This is a genomic window from Thermogemmatispora argillosa (assembly GCF_059696725.1).
This window is the reverse complement of the sequence record NZ_AP019377.1, coordinates 1,865,467-1,892,099: the sequence shown is the minus strand read 5'-3', so window position 1 is coordinate 1,892,099 and position 26,633 is coordinate 1,865,467. Positions and strand designations below refer to the sequence as shown.

Sequence of the window (26,633 nt, the reverse complement as noted above, 5' to 3'; positions counted from 1 at the left end):
TCCATTTTTATTTTTGGTCTATACGTGTCTGCTCATATGGTATCTACTGGGACAGAACTGGACACTCATCTCACCGGTAGCGCATGCCCAATCGCTGCCACCGGCCTTGGCGCCGGCGCAGCTGACCTTTGCCCAGTTCCTGCAGCAGCGTCAGCCGGCGAATAATCCCGACGCATTCAACTTCCCTGCCAGTGTTCCTGCCCTCCCTATTGACAGCGAGCCTACCCAGCTAGCCAAGCTTCCCAGCGCTCAGCCGGCGACTATGAAGCCTCTGACGCAAAGTCTGAGTCCGGCCTTGTTGAGTGGCTCGGCGGGTGGCAGCCCCCTTGACCTCCAGGGAAGCGATGGGCGTCTAGAGATCCAGATTCCTGCCGGCTCACTGGACTTTTCGCAGGCCCAGGTTGCCAGCAGTACCATCCCCAATGCGCTCGTTGGGCCACCCTCGCCGCAGCTTACTCCCATCCCTGTAGCTTCGCCGACGCCTACTCCCACTGTTGCGGCTTCGCCGACACCTAGTCCCTCACCCACGCCTCCACCGACAGGCACGCCGACGCCTCCATTCTCATTGAACGTGACCCAGCTCCACGGTCTTTTCCCTGGTGCGGTCAGTGTGCTGGGGATGTACCAGATTCAGGTAACCGACAGTCAGGGACGTCTGGTGAGCGGCGTGCGTCTGCAGCAGCCTGTGAACGTGCTCTATCACTACCAGCCGGATGATCTGGCTCGCCTTGATCTCGACCCGGGCACGCTTTGGCTGACCTGGCCCGATGCCATTGCTGCGGCGCGAGCTGCTGGACAACCCTTCTCCCAGTATCAGGTTCCCCTCCAGAACGACCCGCAAACACACACGCTATCGGCTCAGATCACCGCGCTGGCCAGTGGCACGCTGGCCATCAGTGGCGCTCCCGAAAATGGAACACCTCCCATCCCATTGCTGGATGCTGTTCAGGGGAACTCGGGGCAATTCTCATATAGCTATCCCCTCTCGGTTGTCGCTGGCCCGCCGGGCGCGACACCGGCCCTGGCCCTGGTTTACTCCAGCGAGAGCACCAACGAGCATCACAATGCCTCGGCTCCGAGCGACATGCTGGGAGAAGGCTGGTCCCTGTCTGGCCTGGGGGCAATCACTGCCGATGACTATCCCAGCGGCAGCGCAAAGGCGGGCACCTGGTATTTCCTGAGCGGAGCTGGAGCCAGCGATCGCCTTGTGCCCAATCCGGGAAGCACCACCAGCTTCATCCCCCAGCACATCAACGGCTATCGCATTCAGATGATGAATGCGAATACAAGTACGCCCTGTTTCCAGGTCTGGGACGATGTAGGGAATTACTACACCTTTGGCTGCACCAGCGACTCATTGCAATATGTTATTGAGAGTGATGGAACACGCAAAAACTACGAGTGGGATCTGAATCGGGTCACCTTGGCCAATGAAGGGCCGGGGGCCTCGGGGCGTTACATCAACATCACTTATTTTCAAGACAAGACCTCACATGGCGTGCGTAGCGCGGCTCCGCGCCAGATTGTCTATGGCGATGCCTCCGGGGTCGCTGGCACAATCGACTTCTACTACCGTGCCCCCTTCAGCAGCGCGCCCTATGTCACCAGCTACGGGACAAACTACAACTGCAGCCGGACCCCGCCCGTCAATACCACGTTGCGCTGTGATGATCCGCTGGATCACCCCAATGGACTGCCGGCCCCGTCCGTGATGAGCACCTTCAGCCTGCAGCAGATTGTCAGCTACATTGGTGACGATAGCAGCGCCTCGCACAAAGCCTACAGCTATCAATTCACCTATCACGACGATCCCTTTGTACAGGCCTGGGATGATTACACCCAGATCCAGATCTATCACACTGGCAATCACCTGCTCACCCAGGTTACGCCGACCGTCTATCAGAACGGCACTGCGCATAACCTGAAGCCGCTGGTATTGACCTATACTTCGGATGGTCTGGCTGATGGTTATACCGATTTGAGCCATTCCATTCAGAATGGCCAGCAACACTATACTCAGATCACCTACTGGCGTTATCTCACCCAGGTAGTTGATGAGCAGACCGGCCAGGGGGCCAGCATCAGTTACGCCACAGCCACGGCGAACGCTCACGGCACGCCCTATGACAGCGCCACCGGTGATGATCGCCACGATCCTCTCTATTGCAGCACGCACAGCGACTGTACGGGTACTTTTGCTCATCCAGACGATAAGCAGTGGGGCGTCCAGGTGGTTACCCGCATCACCGCTCTGGGAACAGACAGCAGTGCCTCGGCCATTCCCAAAGCCACCTATGTCTTCCACTATCGGCTCAAGGTTGTAGGCACCGGCTGCCCCAAAGACTCCCAGGGCGACAGCGACTGTCTTGCCGATAGCTGGGCTCCGCCCAGTGAAGGCGACTGGATGGATTTCTACCATCAGGAGTTTCGCGGCTTCCAGTGGGTCTACATCACAACTCCTGCTGGCAACCTGATCGCGCGCGCTTACGCCACCACCAATGGCTGGGGTTCACAGGCTGGCGACAGCGGCAATTACACGGCTGGCAGTCTCTATGAGGAGGACATCTATCAAGGCAACAGCACCAGCAGCCCGCTGCTCCAGCAGACCAGAAATGTCTATGCTGGCAACGGCATGCACAATGCCTGTGATGGGCGCTACGATCTTACCTACGTCCCTTGTGCCGTGCTCTTGCTGACCAGCAAGACCACCTTCTACGAAGGGACGAGCAACAGTAATGCCCCCTGGGTCCAGGTCAGCAATACCTACGCGGGCTACAGCTCCACCAACGGCATCGATCAGAGCCAGTATCAGAACCTGCTTTCGCAGCAGATCACGGCCTCTAACGCTCCCACTGTCACGCGTAGCTGGACCTATCAGCCGACTGACACCACCATCAACGGCTGGGTCTATCACAATCTTCGCTCGGTTGTGCATAGCCAGCTCACAGACAGCAGCGGTCACGTCTGGCTCTGTCAGGACACAACCTACGATGAGGGGGTGGCCTCGGGGGTGCCGCGCCCGGCTGCCGGCTGGCCCACGACGGTGAAGACCTACAGCGATTGCACCAACCCCAGCCAGACGGCCCTGACCGCCTATTATGGCTACAATGCCGATGGCAACCTTCTGGCAAGCGTAGATGCCGTTGGCGCTGCTAACCCCGGCCTTTACGCGAACGCGGGCTGTAGCCTGAGTAGTGCACCTCCCTTCATGTCCTCTGCCTGGACCGCCGGTCGCTATACCGCTTGCACGATCTACGACAGCTATCAGGCTCGTCCCGTGAGTGAGACGAATGCCCTGGGGCAGACGGTGACCCTGGCCTATGACTATACTCAAGGCGGCCTCCTGCGTAGTACGACCGATGTCAACGGCCAGACCACCAGTCAGAACGTGAGCTACAATGGCGCCAATACGACCACCAGCGTCACGCTGCCACTGGAGACGGCCAGCTACACGTATCAGGAGACCGTCAATCCCTCCTCGTGTACCGCCAGCAGCAGTTTGCCCTGCTACGAAGTTGACACGGTCAGCAGTCTCTACCCCAACGCTATCAGTCGCACCTTCTACGATGCACTGGGGCGAGCCGTCGAGACGCGCACGCCTGGTCCCACGCCGGGTCAGGACACGGTCGTCTTCACAGTCTACGATGACAGCACCAACAGCGTCTTCCAGAGCGTGCCATTCCAGGTTGCGAGCGGCAGCGGCTGGGTTGATCCTAACGGCGCCGTTGACATCAACGGCCAGGCGCCTGGTGGTACTGTAACCTTCTACGACGCGCTCGGGCGAGTCATCGCTGAGCGTGATCCTAACTACGGCTCCAGCCAGGAGCCGGGTATCGCCTGCTCGGCCGTCCTGAGCGGGACCTACACCGCTTGTGTCAACTACGGCCTGGGGAGCCCGGTCGGAGACAGCGCGCTCTACAGCTACGTTCAGAGCATCGATGCTGACAATCACATGACGGTCAGCTTCAGCGATGCCCTGGGGCGTACCCGTTACAGCCAGACCTACAATGGTGTGGCCAGCCCATCGGCTTCGGCGATTAGCAGCAACGTGGCGGCTCAGCGCGCTGTGCAGTACAACGCTCTCGACGAACCGACCGTCGTGACCGTGACCGATCTGGCGCCGCAGGCTGGCCAGACCATCACCAGTGTCAGCACGAGCATGAGCTACGATGATCTGGGCCGGCTCGTGCACCTCTTCGATCCCGATCGTGGTCCCCATGACTACAGCTATGACCCCAATGGGCGCCTGGTGACCGATGTCTCGGGTTCGCGCACGCTGGGCTACATCTATGACCTGCTAGGGCGGCTGGTCTGCTTGCAAGATGCGGCCCCGGTCCAGAGCGTGGCGGGAGCCTGTAGCAGTGGGGCCCATCCCTTTGTCCAGAACACTTATGACACGAGCACTCTTGGAAGCCAGGGGAGCAGCGATTTCCCCGTCGGGCGCCTCACGCAGAGCATTGCCACGACCTGGTACCCCGACGGCAGCTCGGCGACGGTCACCGAGCGCTTCCAGCATGACCAGCGTGGGCGCCTGACAACCAGTACGCTAGCGCTGGGGCTGCCGGCCTCCTGGAACGTGACGACGCCGCTGCCGACCTATCAGCAGCAGATCAGCTACAACGACGCTGATCAGGTCACGACCACCACGACCAGCACCAGTGTAGCCGGCGACCCGGGCTACAGCTTCACGCAGGTCTATGATCCCAATGCTGGCGCCCTGGTCGGTCTAAGTCCCACGACAGGGAGCAGTCCGTTGCTGGCGAGCGTGACCTACAATGCGCGCGCTCTGCCCGACACGGTGACGATCCAGACGGCCAGTGGAAGTGCTCCAGCCGCCACGGAGCAATTCAGCTACGATGCTGATCTGCGTCCGGTAGCGGTGCAGGCGCTTTGGAGCAGCGGTAGCGGTCAGAGTGGTAGCATCTTCAGCCAGACCCGCAGCTACGATGCTGCTGGCAACGTGCTCAGCCTGACCACGCAGCAGAGCAGTGTCCCGGGCGTAGCCAACTCCGGTGGCAGCGAGACGCAGGTCTTCTGCTATGACGCGCAGGAGCGCCTTGTCTGGGCGGGCAACCTGGGGACGCCGCCGGCGGCGGGCAATGGCCTCTGTGGTACTGCCACGCCTTCCAATACCATTAGCGGGGCGGGCTATAGCAGCAGTTTTAGCTACACCAATCTTGGTCAGCTCTGGCAGGGGCCGCTCAATGGCAATGGGCCAGCCTTGCAGTACCTCTACTGCGACAGCTCGCACCCGCATCAGCTGACGGGTCTTTACCCTGCCGGGACGACCTGCTCAAGCCTTGGCGGCGTGGCGGCGCTCTATGCGGCGAGCTACGACCTCTGGGGGAACATGACCACGCGCAGTCTCAACGGGGCGTCTCAGACGCTAGACTATGATCCCCTGGATGAGCTGGTGCACTGGCAGAATCCGACTGCCTCGGCGGAAGAGTGGTATGTCTACGATGCCTCGGGAGAGCGGGTGCTGCGTCGCTCGGTGACGCCGGGGTCGACGACGCTGACGGTCTATGCCTTTGGACTGGAGGAGCATGCCTACACCGGTGATGGTCGCCTGCTGAGCACGACCCACTACTATGACCTGGGGGGCCATTTGTTGGGCGAGCTGAGCGGTGTGGGGAGCCAGCCGGGCAGGACGCAGCTCTTCTTGACGGACCAGGTGGGCAGTGTGGTTGCGACCTTTAGCAATGCGGATGGGGCGGCGGCCCTATTGGGGAACCAGGGATATGGGCCGTATGGGAACCAGCGCTATCGGGCGGGGGACATGGGGACGGCGCGCGGGTTCACGGGCCAGTATGGGGATGATGTCAGTGGGCTGGACTACTATGGGGCGCGCTACTATGACCCGCAGGTGGGCCTCTTCCTGTCGGCGGACCCGGTGCAGGGGAATGGCCAGGGGATGGACCCGTACGCCTATGTTGCAGGGAACCCGGAGACGTTCAATGATCCCAGTGGGCAGGCTTTCATAGTCCCAGAAGGGGGCGGTGGGGGTGGTGGACCAGCTCCTTCCCCGAAGCCATCCTCGTCTCCCTCGCATAACAACGGCAACAGCGGTGGGGGGTTCCTCGGGACCATCTGGAACGCGGTCAAGACGGTGGGCACTGCGGTTCTGGATGCTACCACGGGTATCCCTTCGATGGTTAACGATGTGCAGACGATCTTCTTTAGCAGCGCGAGCTGGCAGGAGAAGCTGCTGGCGGGTGGGGATCTGCTGCTCAACATTGGGATGGATGCCTTGTCGTTGACGGGAGTGGGAGAGATTGCCAGGGTAGGGGTACACGTGCTGCTGGATGCGGGTGAGCACATCGTGGCCAATGTGGTGAGGCATGCGGTGGCTGATGTAGCGGAGCATGCGGTGGCTGATGCGGCGGAGCATGCGGTGGCTGATGCGGCGGAGCATGCCCTGGTGGACAGCGCCGAGCATGCTGCTGCTGACAGCGTGGAGCATGCGACCGCCGATGAGGCTGAGCGGGCCAGTGTGGCGGTGGAGAGTGGCGCCTGTAGCTTCACGTACGAGACGCCGGTGCGAACGGCGCAAGGGGAGCAGGCTATTGGGACGCTGCATGTGGGCCAGCAGGTCGTAGCCTACAATCCGCAGACGCGCCAGGAAGATCTCAAGCCGGTAGTGCATGTGTGGATCCACGCAGACAATGATCTGGTGGATCTAACCGTGAAGACGGTCAGCAAGGATGCGCATGGGAAGGTCACCACGAGGAGCGAGGTGATCCATACCAATCAGAAGCATCCGTTCTTGACGCAGGAGAAGGGCTTCGTCCCTGTGGCCCAGATCCAGGTAGGGATGCACCTGGTGGAGGCCGATGGGAGCGTTGGGGTGGTGACGGACAAGCGGGCGGTAGCAGGTTCGCAGACGATGTATAATCTGGAGGTGGCCCAGGACCACACCTTCACGGTGGGGAGTGGGGCCTGGGTGGTGCATAATTGCGACAGGCTGCAGCTGCGTGCTAGTATGAAGACTAGCCGTGGTTACCAGGCTCATCATGTCGTTCCCTGCGAGTGTGAGAGTCATCCGCTGGTGCAAGATGCCATAGCAGACGGTTTGGTTTTTGACGGACCCGACAACGGTATGAACCTTCCTGATAATGCTGCCGCTGCCGCTGCCGAAGGCGTTCCCTATCATCGTGGTCCCCATCGCAACTATACCACTTGGATATCGAAAAGGCTGGACGAGGCCTATCGTAAGGTGCAGGCTGGGGAGCAAACCGCTCGCGACGCCTTCGACTGGGTCGTAGCGCAAGGGAAACAACATATCTATGATCTGGGTGCGCAGCACCCGGGAGACAGGCTGCGGTGAGGAGCCGGTGGTTGGGGCGGGGAGGGGCGTCCCGCTGGGGAGGGTTCGTGCTTGTCTGTCTGCCAGATAGTGAGCGAGAAGCCAGGAGGGAGCAATGGAACAAGAGAGGAGCTATTGGTTGCTGGCGGCGGTGGCGGAGACGAACGTGCCGAGAGACGCTGCAGACCCGAGGCGCTGGGAGCGCTGGCACGAGGGCTGTGAGCACGTGCTGGCGGAGCCGCTGGAGCGGGAACGGTTGGAGAGGCTGCTGGCGTGGGAGGAGCAGGGGCGGGGAGGGGAGGAGGAGCCGCTGGAGTTTGCGGTGCCGGCGAGGGCGCTGAGGCTGGACTATGTGCCGGTTGGCCTTCACGAGGGGGTGGGTTTGGCGTCGGCGAGGTTGCAGGGGCTGCTGGCGGATTACGGGGTGGGGCATCGGGTGTATAGGGCGAGGCTGAGGCAGCAGAGGACGGGGAGGGAGCTGTCGGGGGAGTATGGGTTGGTGGTGCTGCCGAGGGAGAGGGCGGAGGAGGTGATTGCGTGGGAGAGGACGGAGGTGGTGTGGTGGCTGAGTGAGCGGTGTGTGAGGACGTTGGGGATCAAGGAGAGCTGGGCGAAGCGAGGGAGGCTGCTGGTGGGGCTGATGGAGGTGGGGAGTACACGGGTGGCGAGAGTGCTGGTGGAGGAGCGGTTGCGTCGGGCGTTGGAGGGGGCGAAGCTGCGGGGGCTGGCGTGTGCGCCGCTGAGTGCGTGTCTGGACCCTTGTGGGGGAGTGAGGGCGGAGGGCTTGCGTGCCTACCTGGAGCGGTATCCGGAGGATGAGGAGGGCTGGTATCGCCTGGGAGCGGAGTATGGGGGGCTGTGCCACTATGAGAAGGGGCTGGAGGCGTTCGAGCGGGCGTTGGAGCTGAGGCCGGACGATGCGAGGGTGTGGGAGTTGCGAGGGAGGCATCTGTGGGAGCTGGGGAGGAAGGAGGAGGCGGTGGAGAGTGCGCGGCGGGCGTGGGAATTGGGGAGGGAGGAGGAGGCAGGAGGGTGGAGGTATGCGTGGGGCTATGGGAGGATGCTGCGTAAGGTGGGGAGGGCGCAGGAGGCGGTGCGGGTGCTGGAGGAGGAGGCGAGGAGGGGGAGGGCGCCGGACGACCGGCTGTGGTATGAGTTGGGGAGGGGGTATCAGGAGCAGGGGGAGGAGCAGGAGGCGTTGGAGGCGTTGGAGAGAGGGCTGGCGGTGCCGTTTGGGAGGAGGCGGTTCAGCTGGGAGCTGTATCTGAGACAGGGGCAGGTGCTGGCGAAGCTGGGGAGACAAGAGGAGGCGCTGGCGGCCTATGAAGGGGGGCTGAGATGGCTGTCAGGGGGGTTGGAGCTCTGGAGGGGGAAGCTGGAGGCGTTGCGTGCGCTGGGGAGGGAGGAGGAGGCGGAGGAGGCGGAGCGGAAGGTACGGAGGCTCGAAGCGGCGGAGGCAGCCGAGAAGAGGAGGGAGAAGCCGCCGTATCCTTTCTAGGGAGGCGGCAATGAGAGGAAGCGGCCTGGTAGGGCGACAGTGTCCCGTGCGCGCCAGCGGCTTGATCAGGCTGGTTCTTCTGCTGAGCATCGCGCTTGCAGCGTTGAGAAGCTGGGCGTGGCCGATGGTAAGGTGCAGGCTGGGGAGCAAACCGCTCGCGACGCCTTCGACTGGGTCGTAGCGCAAGGGAAACAACATATCTATGATCTGGGTGCGCAGCACCCGGGAGACAGGCTGCGGTGAGGAGCCGGTGGTTGGGGCGGGGAGGGGCGTCCCGCTGGGGAGGGTTCGTGCTTGTCTGTCTGCCAGATAGTGAGCGAGGAGCCAGGAGGGAACAATGGAACAAGAGAGGAGCTATTGGTTGCTGGCGGCGATGGCGGAGACGAACGTGCCGAGAGACGCTGCAGACCCGAGGCGCTGGGAGCGCTGGCACGAGGGCTGTGAGCTGGTGATTGCGCGTCCGCTGGAGCGGGAACGGTTGGAGAGGCTGCTGGCGTGGGAGGAGCAGGGGCAGGGAGGGGAGGAGGAGCCGCTAGAGTTTGCGGTGCCGGCGAGGGCGCTGAGGCTGGACTATGTACCGCTGCCTCTGGAGCTGGGGGGGGGGGAGGGCTGGCGTCGGCGAGGTTGCAGGGGCTGCTGGCGGATTACGGGGTGGGGCATCGGGTGTATAGGGCGAGGCTGAGGCAGGAGAGGACAGGGAAGGAGCTGTCGGGGGAGTATGGGTTGGTGGTGCTGCCGAGGGAGAGGGCGGAGGAGGTGATTGAGTGGGAGAGGACGGAGACGGCGCGGTGGCTGAGTGAGCGGTGGGTGAGGACGTTGGGGATCAAGGAGAGTTGGGCGGAGCGAGGGAGGCTGCTGGTGGGGGTGCTGGGGATAAGGAGCAGGCGGGTGGTGAGAGTGCTGGTGGAGGAGCGGTTGCGTCGGGCGTTGGAGGGGGCGAAGGTGCGGGGGCTGGCGTGTGCGCCGCTGAGTGCGTGTCTGGACCCTTGTGAGGGAGTGAGGGCGGAGGGCTTGCGTGCCTACCTGGAGCGGTATCCGGAGGATGAGGAGGGCTGGTATCGCCTGGGAGCGGAGTATGGGGGGCTGTGCCACTATGAGAAGGGGCTGGAGGCGTTCGAGCGGGCGTTGGAGCTGAGGCCGGACGATGCGAGGGTGTGGGAGTTGCGAGGGAGGCATCTGTGGGAGCTGGGGAGGAAGGAGGAGGCGGTGGAGAGTGCGCGGCGGGCGTGGGAATTGGGGAGGGAGGAGGAGGCGGGAGGGTGGGGGTATGCATGGGGCTATGGGAGGATGCTGCGTAAGGTGGGGAGGGTGCAGGAGGCGGTGCGGGTGCTGGAGGAGGAGGCGAGGAGGGGGAGGGCGCCGGACGACCGGCTGTGGTATGAGTTGGGGAGGGGGTATCAGGAGCAGGGGGAGGAGCAGGAGGCGTTGGAGGCGTTGGAGAGAGGGCTGGCGGTGCCGCTTGGGAGCAGGCTGTTGAGCTGGGAGCTGTATCTGAGACAGGGGCAGGTGCTGGCGAAGCTGGGGAGACAAGAGGAGGCGCTGGCGGCCTATGAAGGGGGGCTGAGATGGCTGTCAGGGGGGTTGGAGCTCTGGAGGGGGAAGCTGGAGGCGTTGCGTGCGCTGGGGAGGGAGGAGGAGGCGGAGGAGGCGGAGCGGAAGGTACGGAGGCTCGAAGCGGCGGAGGCGGCCGAGGAGGGGAGGGAGAAGCCGCCGTATCCTTTCTAGGGAGGCGGCAATGAGAGAAAGCGGCCTGGTAGGGCGACAGTGTCCCGTGCGCGCCAGCGGCTTGATCAGGCTGGTTCTTCTGCTGAGCATCGCGCTTGCAGCGTTGAGAAGCTGGATGGGGCCGATGGTAAGGTGCAGGCTGGGGAGCAAACCGCTCGCGATGCCTTCGACTGGGTCGTAGCGGAAGGGAAACAATCTATCTATGATCTGGGTGCGCAGCACCCGGTACCAAGGCTAGGCTGAAGAGCCGGCGGGCCAGGGCAGGGAGGGCGTCCCCAGGGGTTCTTCCCTGCCTGCTGTGCTGGGGCTGGCGAGCCAGGAGGGAACAATGGAACAAGAGAGGAGCTATTGGCTACTGAAGGCGGTGGCGGAGACGAACGTGCCGAGAGACGCCGCAGACCCGAGGCGCTGGGAGCGTTGGTGCGAGGGCTGTGAGCTGGTGATTGCGCGTCCGCTGGAGCGGGAACGGTTGGAGAGGCTGCTGGCGTGGGAGGAGCAGGGGCAGGGAGGGGAGGAGGAGCCGCTAGAGTTTGCGGTGCCGGCGAGGGCGCTGAGACTGGACTATGTGCCGCTGCCTCTGGAGCTGGGGGAGGGGGGAGGGCTGGCGTCGGCGAGGTTGCAGGGGCTGCTGGCGGATTACGGGGTGGGGCATCGGGTGTATAGGGCGAGGCTGAGGCAGGAGAGGACGGGGAAGGAGCTGTCGGGGGAGTATGGGTTGGTGGTGCTGCCAAGGGAGGGGGCGGAGGAGGTGATTGAGTGGGAGAGGACGGAGGTGGTGTGGTGGCTGAGTGAGCGGTGTGTGAGGACGTTGGGGATCAAGGAGAGTTGGGCGGAGCGAGGGAGGCTGCTGGTGGGGGTGTTGGGGATAAGGAGCAGGCGGGTGGTGAGAGTGCTGGTGGAGGAGCGGTTGCGTCGGGCGCTGGCGTGTGCGAAGGTGCGGGGGCTGGCGTGTGCGCCGCTGAGTGCGTGTCTGTACCCTGGTCGGGGAGTGAGAGCGGAGGGCTTGCGTGCCTACCTGGAGCGGTATCCGGAGGATGGGGAGGGCTGGTATCACCTGGGAGCGGAGTACGGGCTGCTGTGCCAGTATGAGCAGGGGCTGGAGGCGTTCGAGCGGGCGTTGGAGCTGAGGCCGGACGATGCGAGGGTGTGGGAGTTGCGAGGGAGGCATCTGTGGGAGCTGGGGAGGAAGGAGGAGGCGGTGGAGAGTGCGCGGCGGGCGTGGGAATTGGGGAGAGAGGAGGAGGCAGGAGGGTGGGGGTATGCATGGGGCTATGGGAGGATGCTGCGTAAGGTGGGGAGGGTGCAGGAGGCGGTGCGGGTGCTGGAGGAGGAGGCGAGGAGGGGGAGGGCGCCGGACGACCGGCTGTGGTATGAGTTGGGGAGGGGGTATCAGGAGCAGGGGGAGGAGCAGGAGGCGTTGGAGGCGTTGGAGAGAGGGCTGGCGGTGCCGCTTGGGAGCAGGCTGTTGAGCTGGGAGCTGTATCTGAGACAGGGGCAGGTGCTGGCGAAGCTGGGGAGACAAGAGGAGGCGCTGGCGGCCTATGAAGGGGGGCTGAGATGGCTGTCAGGGGGGTTGGAGCTCTGGAGGGGGAAGCTGGAGGCGTTGCGTGCGCTGGGGAGGGAGGAGGAGGCGGAGGAGGCGGAGCGGAAGGTACGGAGGCTCGAAGCGGCGGAGGCGGCCGAGGAGGGGAGGGAGAAGCCGCCGTATCCTTTCTAGGGAGGCGGCAATGAGAGAAAGCGGCCTGGTAGGGTGACAGTGTCCCGTGCGCGCCAGCGGCTTGATCAGGCTGGTTCTTCTGCTGAGCATCGCGCTTGCAGCGTTGAGAAGCTGGATGGGGCCGATGGTAAGGTGCAGGCTGGGGAGCAAACCGCTCGCGATGCCTTCGACTGGGTCGTAGCGGAAGGGAAACAATCTATCTATGATCTGGGTGCGCAGCACCCGGTACCAAGGCTAGGCTGAAGAGCCGGCGGGCCAGGGCAGGGAGGGCGTCCCGCTGGGGAGGGTTCGTGCTTGTCTGCCTGCCATATAGTGAGCGAGGAGCCAGGAGGGAGCAATGGAACAAGAGAGGAGCTATTGGCTGCTGAAGGCGGTGGCGGAGGCGAACGTGCCGAGAGACGCTGCAGACCCGAGGCGCTGGGAGCAGTGGAGCTGGAAGGTAGTGATCGCGCGTCCGCTACAGCCAGGAACGCGTTGAGTGGCTCCTGTATCAGCTCGTACTGATGACGACCTGATTGGGCCGACCTCGGCAACAATCCGCATGACTTCCTTCCCCAGTCGCTCCCTTTAGGCATCAGCGTTGGAAGGACCACAGACACCTGCGGACTAGATCCTATTTTCCCCTGGGCTGGCCCTTGACATCCTCCCTATCCCGGGATATACTCCTTATCAGTTGATAAATCAGCAGACCAACTGGCAAGAAAGGCAGCCTGGCCACCGGAATGAAAAAGTCAGCGCGGCGCAGCTCCCGCGAAGGATACGCGCGCATCGCCAAAGAAGAAGAGAGCGAAGAGACACGGCGCCTCATCCTGCAGGTCGCCCAACAGCTCTTTATGGAATACGGCTATCGGGCCGTCACCACGCGGCAGATCGCCGACGCATGCGGCCTGACGCAGCCGGCGCTCTATCACTACTTTGCCGACAAAGAAGCCCTCTATCTGGCGATGGCCCGCGAAGAGCTAGCTCGCATCAGAGGCGTTCTAGAGCGGATTGCACGCCGCAGCGAACCCGTACCCGAGCGCCTGCGCCGCCTTGCCAGCTATCTGCTCACAACCACCCGGCATGACCTGGCGCTCATGCTGCATGACATTCGCTACGAGCTATCAGCCGAAGTGCGTGCCCAGCTCCATGCGCTTTTCGAAGAGAGCCTGATCGCCCCTATCGCTGCGGTCTTCAGCGAAGGTTTGGAGCAGGGCCTACTGCGCTCGCCTGACGAAGGCGGTGTCGACGCCAGGATGGCCGCCTACCTCTTCATGAGCCTGATGTCACGCTTCGTTGTCTGGGGACGCGAAACCCTGCCTGCCGTGACCGAGAGCCGTCGTGAGACCCTCGCCAGCGAACAGGCCGCCCTGCTGGTGCGCGTCCTCCTCTATGGCCTGGCACGCTGATGGCACACTTTTTTTGCGACCGCTATTTATCATTTGATAAGGAAAAAGGAGGTCTCCGCAATGGAGTCAGATAGGACCCTGGCGGCTCAGCCACAGCCGGAAGCCCAACCGGCGACGTCCGCTGCACCGACCGAGGCTGCGCCCGCCGATCCAAACTATCGCTGGAAAGTCCTTTTCTCAGTCGTCTTCGGCACCTTCATGGTGATCCTGGACGCCACCGCCGTCAACGTGGCCTTGCCCACTCTACAACATGTCTTCAAAGCACCAGTTGACCAGGTCGATGGCGTCCTCACTGCCTACGTACTGGCCCTGGGCATCATCACACCGCTGGCTGGCTACCTCTCCGAGCGCTTTGGCATCAAGCGTATGTACCTGATCTCGCTCTTTCTCTTTGTGCTGGGTTCAGTCCTCTGCGCCTTCGCCCCTTCACTGCCCTGGCTGGTAGCCTTCCGCGCCCTGCAGGGGTTGGGCGGCGGCATGCTTGCCCCTCTAGGCATCTCCCTGCTCTTCGGCGCCTTTCCCGAGAAACAGCGCGGCCTGGCCTTCGGCCTCTACGGCATCCCGCTGGTGGTGGCCCCGGCCAGCGGCCCCGTGCTCGGCGGCTACTTTGTAGAATACCTTGACTGGCGCTACATCTTCCTGATTAACATCCCGGTCGGCCTGGCTGGCCTTATCCTGGGTCTGATCTGGCTGCGTGAGAGCCGGCGCGGCACCGCCGCCCGCCTGGACATTCCAGGGGTCCTGCTCTCAGTGATCAGCTTCGGGACCCTGCTCTACGCTATCCAGCGCGGCTCTAGCGAGGGCTGGACCTCGGCCCGCATCCTGACGCTGCTATCGATCGGCCTGTTAACCTTTGCCGTCTTTGTGGTGGTGGAGCTGCGCCGACGCGACCCTCTGCTCGACCTGCGCCTCTTCACGCGTCGCACCTTTAGCGTTGCCAGCGTCATTGGCTGGGTGAGCACGATCGCCCTCTTCGGCGCAGAGTTCCTGCTGCCAATCTACCTGCAGAGCCTGCGCGGTCGCACGCCCCTGGAGGCCGGCCTGATTGTGCTGCCGCTGGCCATCAGCTCGGGCATCGTCACGCCCCTGGCCGGCGCTCTTTATAACCGCATCGGCCCGCGCTGGCTGATCCTGGCGGGCAGCCTGCTCCTGGCAGTCAACACCTGGGGCTTTGCCCATCTGGCGCTGGACGCCTCCTACACGGAGATCATGACGCTGGCCGCCATCCGCGGCGTAGCGCTGGGCCTGACTCTGCAGACCACGCTCACCGTGGCCCTGACGGGCCTCAAGCCGGCCCAACTGCCGCGCGCCAGCTCGCTGCTCAATGCCACCCGTAACGTCTTCCAATCCTTTGGCATCGCCATGCTGGGCACCATCGTCACCCATCAGCTGACCGCCTACCAGGATGCTGCCCGCAGCGACCTGCACAATGCTGCCACCGCTCTCGGCCAGCGCTTCCTGCAGCTCGTGCAGGTACTCCAGATGCGCGGCCTGCCGGCAGCCGCCGCGCAGAAGGCCGCCGCGGGGCAACTGCTCGGTTCGCTGGTGCCGCAGCAGTTTATGCAGAGCATCAACGATGCCTATATCGTCACCTTCTGGCTGGCGCTGGCGATTGCCGTGCTGGCGCTCACCCTGCCCGGACGGGCACGCCTGGCGGAGGCGCGCGCCGCGGCTGAAGAGCGCACCTCGACTGCTCCCGCCCCTGCCACAGCACCGGCCAGCAGCGCTCAGAGCAACTAAGTTCCCTGGAGAACGCTGTAGACCACCAGCCGCTCGCTGGTCTGATGCTCACTCGGAATCCAGGTGCCAGCGCAGGTGATCAGATTCAGGTAGTGCCCCGAGCGGTCGGCAAAGATGCGCAATAACGGCGCGCGCTGAGGTGGGTAGGAGGCGACCGCTGTGACACGGAATGACCAGCGTTGGCCTCGCGCATCAATGACGATGACGGCCGCCCCGGCGCGTAGCCGGCGCAGATTCCAGAAAACCGCTGGGGAGCCGCCGGGCCGATCAAGATGTCCCGCGATGACAGCACTGCCCTGCTCTCCAGGGCGCGCTCCGAGGCTGTACCAGCCAACGTCATCCCAGGGGTGCCGCTCTGGCGTGGCCAGCGTCCCTGCCGCAGTCAGGCCCACGCCCTCTATGGCAGCAGCAACGCCAATGCTAGGAATGAGCAGGCGCACGGGCGGCGCCGGACTCCTCGCCTGAACCCGAGGAGTGGATGTCACCGTAGCTTGTGGAACCTGTTCGACCTGCCCGTCAGTCGCTGGTCTGGCGCTGGCCGGCGGCACAGCCTGCCAGGGGGCCTCACAGCCGCTGAGCAGCAGCGCGCTGCTCACGCTCAAGAGCAAGAAAAGAGAAAGCCACCGACGGCGCAGTGATCTGTCGCTTCGCCTGGCAGACTGGGCCTTTCCTGGCACCGGACAACACTCCTTCATGCCTACCGAAACAAGAGGCGGCATGCAGCTCACAAGGCGCTGCCTGTGAGCCACACACCGCCAGTCAGGAGGGGAGAGAAGGCCGTGACACGAGTGACTCTTGTGAATAGCTAGCCGGCAGCCTGTCAGCCTGGCAACTCTCCCCTGTGGTTTCCGCTCAGCGACGCCGTCGGACGATGGCCCCTAGCGTTCCCGCCCCGACACCCAAGCCGAGCAGTGCCAGCACGATAGCCAGCCAGGGGAGCACTGCGGTGGAGGCCGTTGGCTGCGGCATAGCGTTGGGGTCGCTGCCCGTGTTGGGCATGCCCGGCACGCCACTGACGGCAGCGACGACAAATTTCAGCTCGGGCGTCCCTTTATAGAGGCCGACCGCGAAAACACTGTAGACCATGCCACTCTGCAGCGTGGCCGAGACCGGTACAGTAGCATTGGCCTGCGTGGCCGTCACGTCAAACGTGTAGGAGCCAGGCGGCACACTCAGGTAGTCGCTAGCGTTCTTGTATGTCAGTCCGCTAATGACCGTCTTGCCGCCCGTGGCAATATCGACCGGGCCGGCGTTGGGCGAAAGATGGTAGACCCGCACCTTGGCCATGCCACTGCTGAGCTGATTGTTATCGACGAAAGCCTGCAGACCAAGGTTGGAGGCGCTATCGCCGATAGCCGCCACCGTATAAGCCATGTCGGCATCGACCGAGACGGTCTGATTGATGACCGCCGCATCGATGCCCTTGCCCGCTGGGGCCACCTGGATGCGATGCGGCCCCGCTGCCACCGAGACATAGTCGGTGACGGTGCCGAAAGTGAAGTTGCTCAAGAGCTTGCCGCCATCGACAAAGACATCAACATTGCCGGCAGCCGGGGAAGCATGAACGACGCGCACCAGGGCATTCCCCTGAGCCGCGGCCCGCCCGCCCGGCAGCAGCCAGAGCGTCAGAGCCAGCACCAGCATCAAGGCAGGGGTCGTTTTCAAGCATGCCAAGAGAGCATTACGACGCATCACGTATCCTCCTTGTTGAAGATAGACCGCTGGCGACCGGCACACGCCACCGCAAGTGGCTCGCGCCGCCGCAAGCGGCTCGGCGCGTACCGGTCGCGAGAGCCACCGCGCCTGCGTCTGGGTCATCCTGGCGGAAAGGCAGGATGACAAGACAACAGGACAAAACTGCGATCATCCCTGATCCAGGAAAGCCGTGAACAGAGAGGTACCCGGAATTGCAAGATCCAACCCAGGAGACGTCAGGGCGCGGCCAAAGTGGTACCAGTCTCTAACATCGTCGCTCGTTTACCCATTCGCCATCTTCTGCACGTCCTGAGAATGGAATCAAGGAAGCCACCATGAGGAAGACAAGCATGGGGCCGGGGAGCCGCCATGTTGTGAACGAGAGGTACGCATTGTGTCACAGGAACCATCTGGAGTGGAGAGAGACAGCCGATTGGGGCCGCCTGGGGGAGAGGCAGGCTCGGAAGAGGTAGAAGCGCTGGCGCGAGCGGAAGCGGAGGCAGCAACCGAGGGGGCCTCCTGGGAAAGAGAGTTAGTAGCGCGTTGCCTGGCCGGCGATGAAGAGGCCTTCGCGCGCATCGTTGATACCTATGGGGGACTGCTCTTGCGCACAGCCTATTTGCTAGTCAAAGATGAGGAGGCTGCCAAGGACCTGGTCCAGGAAGCCTTTTTCCTGGCCTGGAAAAACATGGCGACCTTGCGCGACCCGGCGCTCTTGCGTTCCTGGCTGCTCAGAATCCTGGTCAACCAGACGATCAGCCTCAAGCGCCAGCTTGCGCGGCAAGCTGCCCTCCTGCGCGAGCGGCTCACCGGCGAAGAACAGGAGCAGCTGCTCCCGAAAACGTCGCTGCGCGAGGGGCGGGTAGAGGACTGGCTTGATGTTGTGGCGGCCTTGCAGCGCCTTCCAGTGAAACAGCGGGTGGTGCTGGTCCTCTTCTACTATCATCGGCTGACCATGCCGGAGATCGCCGCCATGCTGGGGGTGGCCGAAAACACCCTGCGCAAGCGCCTGCAGTTGGCACTTAAGAAGATGCGCCGCCTCTTGCAGATCAGGCCGCCAGATCAGCAGGCACGCGCAGCGACAGAGGAAGAGCGCGCCGACACGGATGCACCCCCGTTTCAGATCGCTTCAGGGAGGGAGGAACAGCATGAGTGATGCGCGGAACGAGCCGCAGCCAGGCGAGGAGCTGCAGCCGGATCAGTCTGCAGAGCGCCGCGGGCGGCAGGGGGAGCATGAGCGGCGCGCGCATGAGCGCTCTCAAGTCAACCATCGGGCCGTGGCGGATGATCTCCTGCTGGAAGAAATCATTCGCCGTGCGCTAGAAGAGCAGGCGGCCCAAATCCACTTTTCTCCCGAGCTACGGGCCCGCATCCTCAGCAGGCTGCCGCCACGTTCTCCCCAACCCCGGCGCCCGGGCTGGCTCCGGCCCCGCTCTCGCCTGGCGCTCGCTCTGGCAGCGACCTTGACGCTGCTGCTCTGCCTGGTGCTGGTGCTCCTGCTCTGGCTACCGCGGACACCGCAATCCCCCGCGACGGCTGTGCTGCGCTACCAGGTGACGCAGACGCTGGCCGCCCCGCCGGCGCTGGCGCAAGGGGGAAGGCTGGTCGCGATCGACCCCACGGGGCAGCACCTGGTGATTCAAGATGGGCGTGACCCCGGGGTGATGTACACAGCCAGCCTGAGCGATCCTGTGGGTAGTCAGGTGTTGGCGATGCGCGAGGCCCACGATGCCGCCTGGTCGCCTGACGGCTCAGCCCTGGTCACTGTGGTGACGCCCCCCGGCGCCTCACAGCCGCTGCTCGCCCTTGTGCCCTATGGTCAGTATATGTATCCGCTGGGTGAACCTGCCCTGGCCGCTACCTGGACCCCCGGTACGGGCAGTACCTCCATTACCTATGTCACAGGGACAGATGGGCAAACCCAGCTCTGGCAGACAACGCGCGGGGGCCATCCGACGCAGCTGTTGGCAACTATGAACCTGCGCCTGACCGTACAGCATTTGGCCTGGTCTCCCGATGGGCACTATCTTGCCCTCCTCGCCAGCAGCGAGGGCCTGAGCGGTCCGGGTCGGGCCATCTATCTGATGGACCACGAGACGGGCCAGGTTAAGGCCCTGGTCCCTGTCGGCGACTTCACCATCACTAGCTTTGGCTGGTCGCCTGATGGGCAGCGTCTGACCTATGCGCGCCGCGACCCGGCAGGCCAGACGCTGCTGATAACGCTGGCGATCCCCGACGGGCGTCCGTTGCTCAGCCTCCCGGTAGCAGGCGAGCTTGATGGCTGGAGTTGGTCGCCGGATAGCCGCGATCTGGTCTACAGCGCGAGCGGTCGCCTGCACGTCCACGCCTTTGCCGGGCCGTCAATCCGGTTGCCGCAGCCCGAGGTCGGCGCCCGCCAGCTCTTCCCGTTCTGGCTGCGTGATGGGCGCCTGCTGATCGTCTACGTGGCGCCCACTGGGCAGCGCAGCTTGCAGCTCCTGGCTCCGCTCTCGTCTTCCTCTCCCACCGGCTCGCCATCTGCTCGACGCTGACGCCAGGACCCGGCGGCGCAGGTAAGTCAATACGTACGTGTGTACTAGCGGGGCCTGCTTGTCTGGCCTGCCTGGGAAAGGAACCTGCACCGGGCAAACCAGCCAGGCCCTGGCTAGCCTCTCGTTGCGGCCTGGGCCGCTCCACGCTGACCCGTGCTTTGGGCCAGGCTCTGAGCCAATGCCGCTCCGTCGCGCCAAAGAGCTGTTACTAGAATGGGCCTCGCGGGACGTCATATGAGAAGGACCTGAAGCGTATGACGCTCGCTAGACCCGTGATGCCTGCCCAGTCTGACGCCATTTTCTCCCCTGACCGACCCGAATGATCCAAGGAGAGCCGCTGCGAACACAAGGGTCAGAAGCCGTCTCTGTCTTTTGTCTAGACGGGCTGCCTGGGAGAAGCGGCGCAGGTGCCTGGCTCGCTGGCTCGCGTTGGACGAAAAGGGAGCGGCGCCGGGTCCACTGGAGAGGAGCAGATGGCCGCTATGCGCATGCCAAAGCCGAGTTCTGAGAGAGTGGGGCCACCCTCAAGCGAACTCTTGCAGGAAGCTGTCGCCTCGTGCTGTCCCGCTTCCACCGTCGCTGCTGGGCAGGGCGAGTCTGAAGAGGAGGCGCTGCTAGCCCGGCACGGGCGCACCTTTCATTTCGCGGCGCGTTTCCTGCCAGGGGAGCTGCGTCCTTCGTTTGTGACGCTCTATGCCTTTTTCCGCACGCTTGACGACCTGGTCGATGAGCGTGATCCTGCCGAGTCTCCGCAAACCATTGCTGGCGAGCTGCGGGCCTGGCGCGCCTGGTTTCTGGAGAGCTGCCAGGGCCCGGCGCCGCGCGAGCCGCTCGGTGCCCGTCTGGCTCGGTTGGTCGAGCGCTATGGCCTGCCAACCACGCTTTTCCTCGATTTTCTGGAAGGGCTGCACTGGGATCTGTGGCCGCGCGAGTTTGCCAGCTTCGAGCGGCTGCGCGCCTATTGCTATCGCGTGGCCGGTACGGTCGGGCTGGCGCTGGCGCATGTTCTGGGGGCTACTTCACCAGGAGCGCTCTCCGCTGCCGAGGGCCTGGGCATCGCTATGCAACTGACGAATATCTTGCGCGATGTGGGGGGCGACCTGCGAAAAGGGCGCCTCTATCTGCCTCTGGAGGACCTGGCGCGCTTCGGCCTCTCGCGCTCTCATTTGCTCCAGCTCCTCAATGCTGGCCAGGGACCGGATGCCGCCTTTCGGGCGCTGATGCGCTACCAGGTGGCGCGCGCTCACCTCTATTATGCCCAAAGTCTCCCAGGCGTCTGGCTCTTGCCGCCAGATCGGCGCTTGCCAATTCTGCTGGCCGGGCGCCTCTACCGCCGCATTCTGCATGCCATTGAACAGCGCGGCTACGATGTGCTGCGGGCGCGCGCCCATACCACGCTCAGCGAGAAGCTGCGCGAGGCGATGCTGGCTTTGACTCTCGATCGGCTTTGGCGCCGCGGCGAGCAGCTCGCTGATCCTACGCTGGAGGGGGAGCTAGCGGATGAGCCGTAGTCAGAGCACGCCGCTGCTCTTCCTGCTACGGGGACTGGCGGTGGCACAGTTGACCCTCGCGCTGCGCGTGCTATGGCGGTTGCTGCGCACCGCTGGCGGCCAGGCCCTGGAGCCTGTCTCGCCGGCTCGCCCGACGTCGGAACAGGTCGGGTCGGTAGCAGTGCTGGTGCCTGTTCTCAATGAATATGAGCGCCTGGCTCCCTGCCTGGAGGGCCTGCTAGCTCAAGGCCCCGAGGTGGGCCTGATTCTGGTCATCGACGGCGGCTCCTACGATGGAACACCTCAGCTTGTCTGTGCTTACGCTCGCCGCGACCAGCGCCTCCGCCTGCTTGAGGCCGCGCCCATTCCAGCCGGCTGGAATGGCAAGGTCTGGGGCCTGGAAGCTGGCTGGCGGGCGCTACCGCCGGCCTTCCCCTGGGTGCTCACTGTCGATGCGGATGTGCGCCCAGCGCCCGGCCTGGTGGCGGCCCTGCTGGCACGGGCCCAGCGCGATCGCCTGGCTGCCATCAGTCTGGCAACCCTACAAACGTTGCCGCCGGCCCCTCTCCTCGGGATGCTGCACCCCTCCCTGTTGACGACCCTGGTCTATCGCTACGGGAGTCCTGGGGCCGTGTATGCTGGCCCTCGCGCTGTCCTGCGCGTGCAAGCCAATGGGCAATGTTTTCTTGTGCGGCGCGAGGCGCTGGCTGCCTGCGCTGGCTTTGCTCCCCTGCGCTATTCGCTCTGCGAAGATATTACCCTGGCGCGCCGTCTCGTCCAGGCTGGCCAGCGCGTGGCTTTTGTAGAGAGCGGTGCCCTGGCCAGCGTCGAGATGTATCCTACGGCGCGCGCGGCCTGGCAGAATTGGACGCGCTCGCTCCCATTGCATGACCATCTCAGTCCTGTCTGGCACACCCTGCTTGGCTGGCTGGAGGTGCTCCTTGTGCAGGCCTTGCCACTGCCACTGGTGGGCCTGCTCGCGGCAGCGCTCACGCGCTTACGACGTCAGGGCCTGCTAGGGCGAGGGCTGGGCCTGGTGCTCGCTCTCAATAGTGGCCTGCTCCTGCTGCGCATTGGCACTCTGGCGGGGATGCGGCGCGCCTATCGTCGCCCGCCGTGGACGTACTGGCTCTCTCCGCTCTGCGACCTGGCGGTGGCCCTGCAGCTTGGCCGACAGGCCCTGCGTCGTCGCCATCGCTGGCGCGGACGCCTGATTATCCGTGGGAACGCTCCTGGAGGTGCTGTATGAAAGCTGTGAAAGTGCTCTTTATTTGCCACCTGGCGGCGCTCCTTTTCGGGCTGGCGGGCATGCTGATCGCCCTGCCTCATCCCGAGCTGTGGAGCTTCAGCCCGCTGCTCGTCTCGGTCTTCAGTTTTGGTATCAACTATGCCGGCTCGCTGCACATCCTCTTTGGGGCGGCCACGGTTCTGCTCTTTGGCCTGCGGATCGTAGGCGTGCGTCGCACGCTCATTTTCTTTGCCGCCTCAACGCTGATCTCGCTCAGCATCGAGTTGATCGGAACCTCGACCGGCTTTCCCTTCGGCCCCTATTCCTACAATACCTTCCTGGGCTTCAAGATCCTGGGTCACGTGCCCTACTCGATCCCGCTCTCGTGGTTCTACATGGGCTTCTCGGCCTATCTTCTGGCTCACCTGCTGCTGAGGCGCCGCGCTGAGGAGGCTGAGCCACGGAAGGGGCCTGGCCTGTGGGCGGTCCTACTGGGCGCCTATTTGCTGACTGTCTGGGACCTGACGCTTGATCCGGCGATGGCCAGCGAGCGCCTGCCCCTGCATTTCTGGCAGTGGGGCGTTCAGGGGGCCTACTTCGGCATGCCTGTGCAGAACCTGGTCGGCTGGTCGGTGACCGGGCTGCTCTATATGGGGGTGAGCCGTCTGCTCTGGCGCAGCGATCTCGCTGAGCAGCGCCTGAGCGGTGCGGCCTGGCTGCCTTTTGGGATCTATACAGCCAATACGCTCTTTGCCATTGCTCTCGACCTGAGCGTCGGGCTGTGGCTGCCGCCGCTGCTGGGCCTCTTCCTGGGTATTCTGCCGGCGGCCCTGGTGCTACGCCGCAGCGGGGGCGACGAGCGCGGCGCCTCCGGTAGCGGGCCAGCGGCGCGTGATGAGGAGCTGGCTCCCTCTCTAGCCCAGACGCAGGCTCCGCAGGGCAGCCGCGGTCTGGTACAGCGCAGCCTGCACAGCATCGCGCGCCTGGTGATGCGCGGCGGCGCCGCCTTCCTGCTCTGGCGCCGCGGCTTACGCATCGCCGTTGAAGGCAGCGAGCATCTGCCACCGCGAGGCCCGGTCATTGTGGCTGCCCGGCATTATCACCATCTCTACGATGGCTGCCTGTTGCTACGGAGCGTACCGCGTCCCGTGCACATCCTGGTCGCCCTCGACTGGGTGCGCACGAGCTGGCAGCGCTTCCTCATGGAACGGCTCTGCGCCCTGGCCGGCTGGCCAGTCATGTTGCGTCCCGAGCGCCTGCGGCCCGGCACCGAAAGCGCCGCCGTCAGTGCCTACCGTGCGAGCGAAGTGACCCCTTACCTGCGCCGCGCCTGGCGTCAGGCTGTCGATGTCCTGCGTGGCGGCGGCCTGCTGGTCGTCTTCCCCGAGGGCTATCCTGCCGTTGATCCGCTGCCCTCACCACGCCAACCGACGGAGGCGCTGCTGCCCTTCCGACCCGGCTTCGCCCGCCTTGTAGAACTGGCTGAGCGTGCGAGCGGGGCCAGCATTCCAGTGCTGCCGGCGGGCATCGTCTGGAGCGCGACACACCCGCCGCGCCTGACGCTGCGTCTGGGAGCGCCTCTCTTCCGTCGCCTCTACGCCGACACCGCCCAGTTCATCGCCGCCGTAGAGGGCTGCGTCCGTCTCCTCTCGGGACTCGACTATGATCAAGCTCTGGCCAGGCTGCCAGACAAGGAGGTGCTCCAGTCATGAGTAGTCGCTCTAGCATTACCCGGCCATCCAGTAGCCTTCCCATCGAGCGCGGCGGTGGCCGGCCCCGCGTCATTGTCATCGGAGCCGGCTTCGGCGGCCTGGCGACAGCCATCCGCCTGCAGGCTGCTGGCGCCCAGGTGACCCTGATCGAGGCGCGAGAACGCCCCGGCGGACGCGCCTACCAGCTCAAGGCTGACGGCTTCACCTTCGACATGGGCCCCACCCTGCTCACGGCTCCCTGGCTGCTGCAGGATCTCTGGCAGGCCGCCGGGCGCCGTCTTGAAGAAGATCTGACCCTGATACCGCTGCGCCCCTTCTATCGCATTTATTTTGCTGATGGCAACCATTTCGACTACTGGGGCAATCCCCCCGAGGACGAGGCTGAGATCGCCCGCTTCGAGCCGCGCGACGTCGCCGGCTACCGCGCCTTTCTGGAGGCTACGGCTCGCATCTACCAGCGCGCCTTTGCTGAGCTGGCTGGCGAGCCATTCCTGCACCTGAGCGATTTTCTGCGCGTGACCCCGGAGTTGGTGCGTCTGGGAGCACAGCGCAGCGTCTATCGCTTCGTTGCGCGCTACTTCCGCCATCCACAATTGCGCATGGTCTTCTCATTTCACCCGCTCTTTATTGGCGGCAACCCGTTCCGCGCCAGCGCCATCTACAGCATCGTTCCCTATCTGGAGCGCCTGGGAGGCGTCCACTTCCTGCCCGGGGGAATGTATACCCTTGTCGAGGCTATGTCACGCCTGTTCATCTCTCTGGGCGGGGAGCTACGCTGCGGCCAGCCTGTGGAGCGTATTCTAATGCGCGCCGGGCGCATCTGGGGCGTGCTTCTGGCCGACGGCGCCTTGCTGCAGGCCGAGGCGGTAGTGGCCAATAGCGATGTCGCCACCACCTATCTGCACCTGCTCCCGGAGGAAATGCGCCCCCGCCGGCTGGTGCGTCGCCTGGAGCGGGCACGCTACTCGATGAGCTGCTTCTTGCTCTACCTGGGGCTGAACCGGCAGTATCCCCAGTTGCGCCATCATACCATCTTCATGCCGCGCGACTACCGCGGCATGATCGGCGCGCTCTTTGATGGCCAGGGCCTGCCAAAAGACCTGGCGCTCTACCTGCACACGCCGACCCGTACCGATGCCAGCATGGCCCCAACGGGAGGCGAGAGCCTCTATGTGCTGGCGCCGGTGCCGCACCTGGGGCACGGCGTCGACTGGCACCGTGAGGCGCCGCTCCTGCGCGAGCGCATTCTGAGCTATCTCGAAGAGCAAGCGGGTCTGTCTGGTTTGCGCGCTAGCATTGTCTGCGAGCAACATTTTACGCCGCTCGACTTTGCCGGCGAGCTGCGCAGCCACCTGGGCGCGGCCTTCTCGCTAGAGCCGACCCTTTTCCAGTCGGCCTACTTCCGTCCCCACAATCGCGCTCCCCACGTTGAGGGTCTCTACTTCGTCGGCGCCGGTACCCATCCCGGGGCGGGCATTCCCGGCGTTCTGCTCTCCGCCTCTATCACTGCGCGCCTGGTTCGGCAGGACCTGGCGATCCGGGACCGGGCGGGGGAGGGCCTGGCATGCCGTGTCTGAAGAGGGGTCGGAGGCTCGGGAGGATGGTGGTGAGATGAGACTAGGCTATGCCTGCGTCAATCTCTCGCTGGGTGGCAAGATGCGCAGCCTGCGCCTGACTACCCTGCGCGAGCGCGGCCTTGCCTACCTGCAGGCCCTGGTCGATGCCAATCTGGCGCTCCTCGTGGCCATCCTGCGCTGGAACCTGGCCCAGGGCATCAGTGTCTTTCGCATCTCCTCTGATCTGGTACCGCTTGGCTCCCATCCCGAGGTCGCGCTTGAGCAGATCCGCTTTGATCCGGCCCAGGTGACGGAGATAGGGCGGCTGGCGCGCGCAGGCAACATGCGCCTTTCGATGCACCCTGGTCAATACACGCTCATCTCTGCCGACGGTCCCGTCTGGGAGAGCAGCTATCGCGACCTCTGCTATCATGCCGAAGTGATGGAGCGCCTCGGCATCGAGGGCGACATTATCCTGCACGGAGGCGGTGTCTACGGCGACCGGGCGGCGACGGCGCGGCGCATGCTGGCCCACATCGAGAAGCTGCCTGACAGCGTGCGCCGACGCTTGCGTCTGGAAAACGACGAGCGCTGCTGGTCGGTCTCCCAGTTGCTGCCTATCTGTGAAGCCAGCGGCCTGCCCTTGGTCGTCGATAACCTGCACCACGCCCTGAACGGAGGCGCGGAGACTCCGCTAGAGCGCCTGCCCTGGGAGCGCATTCTGACTACCTGGGCCGGACGTCGTCCCAAATTGCACTATGCCGAGCAAGACCCGCGCAAACGCTTCGGCGCTCACAGCGAGTATGTCACCGTCGACCGTTTCCGGGCCTTCCTCGCCGCCGTTCCCTGGTCTGACTATGATGTCATGCTTGAGTGCAAGGCCAAAGATCTGGCGCTTCTGCGCCTGCGCCAGGAGCTAGGCCTGATCGCTGCTGGCCCCGCACCCGGCGAGCGCTGCGACCAGCCAGGCTAAGCTGACTCCTGTCCTGGCTCCTGCACGTGCTTCATTCAGGTGAAGTAAAGCAGCAGGCTCGCTGCTTGTTGATG

General features: G+C 64.2%; 20 protein-coding genes. 18 read left to right on the top strand and 2 right to left on the bottom strand.

What is annotated here, in order from left to right; translation table 11 throughout:
• Positions 1-13 precede the first annotated feature (13 nt).
• The 11 genes from AC6H1L_RS07330 to AC6H1L_RS07280 all read left to right on the top strand — a co-directional run bounded on the left by AC6H1L_RS07330 (position 14) and on the right by AC6H1L_RS07280 (position 15,374).
• Positions 14-7,327, top strand: coding sequence for an RHS repeat-associated core domain-containing protein (locus AC6H1L_RS07330; RefSeq protein ID WP_497600873.1), 7,314 nt, complete (start codon positions 14-16; stop codon positions 7,325-7,327).
• 94 nt (positions 7,328-7,421) lie between these two features.
• Complete coding sequence (locus AC6H1L_RS07325) at positions 7,422-8,804, top strand: tetratricopeptide repeat protein (protein ID WP_497600872.1); 1,383 nt, start codon at positions 7,422-7,424, stop codon at positions 8,802-8,804.
• A 39-nt stretch (positions 8,805-8,843) separates the two neighbouring features.
• A complete protein-coding gene (locus tag AC6H1L_RS07320; protein ID WP_497600871.1) occupies positions 8,844-9,047 on the top strand; it encodes a hypothetical protein in 204 nt (67 codons plus the stop codon).
• A 94-nt stretch (positions 9,048-9,141) separates the two neighbouring features.
• On the top strand, positions 9,142-9,486 hold the full coding sequence (locus AC6H1L_RS07315; RefSeq protein ID WP_497600870.1) for a hypothetical protein: 345 nt from the start codon (positions 9,142-9,144) through the stop codon (positions 9,484-9,486).
• Positions 9,487-9,530: 44 nt separating this feature from the next.
• On the top strand, positions 9,531-10,529 hold the full coding sequence (locus AC6H1L_RS07310; RefSeq protein WP_497601521.1) for a tetratricopeptide repeat protein: 999 nt from the start codon (positions 9,531-9,533) through the stop codon (positions 10,527-10,529).
• Between the two features lie 39 nt (positions 10,530-10,568).
• Entirely contained in the window at positions 10,569-10,772 is a 204-nt protein-coding gene (locus tag AC6H1L_RS07305; RefSeq protein ID WP_497600868.1) for a hypothetical protein, read from the top strand.
• Positions 10,773-10,857: 85 nt separating this feature from the next.
• Complete coding sequence (locus tag AC6H1L_RS07300) at positions 10,858-12,246, top strand: tetratricopeptide repeat protein (protein WP_497600869.1); 1,389 nt, start codon at positions 10,858-10,860, stop codon at positions 12,244-12,246.
• 39 nt (positions 12,247-12,285) lie between these two features.
• Positions 12,286-12,489, top strand: coding sequence for a hypothetical protein (locus AC6H1L_RS07295; protein WP_497600868.1), 204 nt, complete (start codon positions 12,286-12,288; stop codon positions 12,487-12,489).
• Between the two features lie 94 nt (positions 12,490-12,583).
• Complete coding sequence (locus AC6H1L_RS07290; RefSeq protein WP_497600867.1) at positions 12,584-12,724, top strand: hypothetical protein; 141 nt, start codon at positions 12,584-12,586, stop codon at positions 12,722-12,724.
• A 244-nt stretch (positions 12,725-12,968) separates the two neighbouring features.
• Positions 12,969-13,634 carry a TetR/AcrR family transcriptional regulator gene (locus AC6H1L_RS07285; protein ID WP_497600866.1) on the top strand — a complete coding sequence of 222 codons (666 nt, stop codon included), beginning with the start codon at positions 12,969-12,971 and terminating at the stop codon, positions 13,632-13,634.
• 60 nt (positions 13,635-13,694) lie between these two features.
• Positions 13,695-15,374, top strand: a complete 1,680-nt coding sequence (locus tag AC6H1L_RS07280) for a DHA2 family efflux MFS transporter permease subunit (RefSeq protein ID WP_497600865.1) — start codon at positions 13,695-13,697, stop codon at positions 15,372-15,374.
• Here the strand turns inward: AC6H1L_RS07280 and AC6H1L_RS07275 are convergent.
• Both AC6H1L_RS07275 and AC6H1L_RS07270 read right to left on the bottom strand, forming a co-directional pair.
• The gene (locus tag AC6H1L_RS07275; RefSeq protein WP_497600864.1) at positions 15,371-16,051 is read right to left on the bottom strand and encodes a class F sortase; all 681 of its coding nucleotides are present in this window, start codon (positions 16,049-16,051) and stop codon (positions 15,371-15,373) included. The genes AC6H1L_RS07280 and AC6H1L_RS07275 overlap by 4 nt on opposite strands.
• A 175-nt stretch (positions 16,052-16,226) precedes the next feature.
• The gene (locus AC6H1L_RS07270; RefSeq protein WP_497600863.1) at positions 16,227-17,066 is read right to left on the bottom strand and encodes a DUF4397 domain-containing protein; all 840 of its coding nucleotides are present in this window, start codon (positions 17,064-17,066) and stop codon (positions 16,227-16,229) included.
• Positions 17,067-17,484: 418 nt separating this feature from the next.
• Here AC6H1L_RS07270 and AC6H1L_RS07265 point away from each other — a divergent pair, with 418 nt between their 5' ends.
• From AC6H1L_RS07265 to uvsE, 7 genes are all read left to right on the top strand, one after another.
• The gene (locus AC6H1L_RS07265) at positions 17,485-18,225 is read left to right on the top strand and encodes an RNA polymerase sigma factor (protein ID WP_497600862.1); all 741 of its coding nucleotides are present in this window, start codon (positions 17,485-17,487) and stop codon (positions 18,223-18,225) included.
• Positions 18,218-19,600: a hypothetical protein gene (locus AC6H1L_RS07260; protein ID WP_497600861.1), complete on the top strand. Its 1,383-nt coding sequence runs from the start codon at positions 18,218-18,220 to the stop codon at positions 19,598-19,600. The genes AC6H1L_RS07265 and AC6H1L_RS07260 overlap by 8 nt, the downstream gene beginning before the upstream one ends.
• 488 nt (positions 19,601-20,088) lie before the next feature.
• The gene (locus AC6H1L_RS07255) at positions 20,089-21,111 is read left to right on the top strand and encodes a phytoene/squalene synthase family protein (protein WP_497600860.1); all 1,023 of its coding nucleotides are present in this window, start codon (positions 20,089-20,091) and stop codon (positions 21,109-21,111) included.
• Entirely contained in the window at positions 21,101-22,339 is a 1,239-nt protein-coding gene (locus AC6H1L_RS07250) for a glycosyltransferase family 2 protein (RefSeq protein ID WP_497600859.1), read from the top strand. The genes AC6H1L_RS07255 and AC6H1L_RS07250 overlap by 11 nt, the downstream gene beginning before the upstream one ends.
• Positions 22,336-24,030 (top strand): carotenoid biosynthesis protein, encoded by a 1,695-nt coding sequence (locus AC6H1L_RS07245; protein ID WP_497600858.1) that lies wholly within the window; start codon positions 22,336-22,338, stop codon positions 24,028-24,030. Before AC6H1L_RS07250 ends, AC6H1L_RS07245 begins: the two co-directional genes overlap by 4 nt.
• Entirely contained in the window at positions 24,027-25,607 is a 1,581-nt protein-coding gene (crtI, locus tag AC6H1L_RS07240) for a phytoene desaturase family protein (protein WP_497600857.1), read from the top strand. The genes AC6H1L_RS07245 and crtI overlap by 4 nt, the downstream gene beginning before the upstream one ends.
• 34 nt (positions 25,608-25,641) lie before the next feature.
• Positions 25,642-26,559, top strand: a complete 918-nt coding sequence (gene uvsE / locus AC6H1L_RS07235) for a UV DNA damage repair endonuclease UvsE (protein ID WP_497600856.1) — start codon at positions 25,642-25,644, stop codon at positions 26,557-26,559.
• Positions 26,560-26,633 lie beyond the last annotated feature (74 nt).

Excerpts from the sequence above, each read along its gene's own strand:
- AC6H1L_RS07325 (WP_497600872.1), top strand. The coding sequence starts at position 7,422 with ATGGAACAAGAGAGGAGCTATTGGTTGCTGGCGGCGGTGGCGGAGACG.
- AC6H1L_RS07315 (WP_497600870.1), top strand. The coding sequence starts at position 9,142 with ATGGAACAAGAGAGGAGCTATTGGTTGCTGGCGGCGATGGCGGAGACG.
- AC6H1L_RS07300 (WP_497600869.1), top strand. The coding sequence starts at position 10,858 with ATGGAACAAGAGAGGAGCTATTGGCTACTGAAGGCGGTGGCGGAGACG.
- AC6H1L_RS07290 (WP_497600867.1), top strand. The coding sequence starts at position 12,584 with ATGGAACAAGAGAGGAGCTATTGGCTGCTGAAGGCGGTGGCGGAGGCG.
- AC6H1L_RS07285 (WP_497600866.1), top strand. The coding sequence starts at position 12,969 with ATGAAAAAGTCAGCGCGGCGCAGCTCCCGCGAAGGATACGCGCGCATC.
- AC6H1L_RS07280 (WP_497600865.1), top strand. The coding sequence starts at position 13,695 with ATGGAGTCAGATAGGACCCTGGCGGCTCAGCCACAGCCGGAAGCCCAA.
- AC6H1L_RS07270 (WP_497600863.1), bottom strand. The coding sequence starts at position 17,066 with ATGCGTCGTAATGCTCTCTTGGCATGCTTGAAAACGACCCCTGCCTTG.
- AC6H1L_RS07260 (WP_497600861.1), top strand. The coding sequence starts at position 18,218 with ATGAGTGATGCGCGGAACGAGCCGCAGCCAGGCGAGGAGCTGCAGCCG.
- AC6H1L_RS07255 (WP_497600860.1), top strand. The coding sequence starts at position 20,089 with ATGCCAAAGCCGAGTTCTGAGAGAGTGGGGCCACCCTCAAGCGAACTC.
- AC6H1L_RS07250 (WP_497600859.1), top strand. The coding sequence starts at position 21,101 with ATGAGCCGTAGTCAGAGCACGCCGCTGCTCTTCCTGCTACGGGGACTG.
- AC6H1L_RS07245 (WP_497600858.1), top strand. The coding sequence starts at position 22,336 with ATGAAAGCTGTGAAAGTGCTCTTTATTTGCCACCTGGCGGCGCTCCTT.
- crtI (WP_497600857.1), top strand. The coding sequence starts at position 24,027 with ATGAGTAGTCGCTCTAGCATTACCCGGCCATCCAGTAGCCTTCCCATC.
- uvsE (WP_497600856.1), top strand. The coding sequence starts at position 25,642 with ATGAGACTAGGCTATGCCTGCGTCAATCTCTCGCTGGGTGGCAAGATG.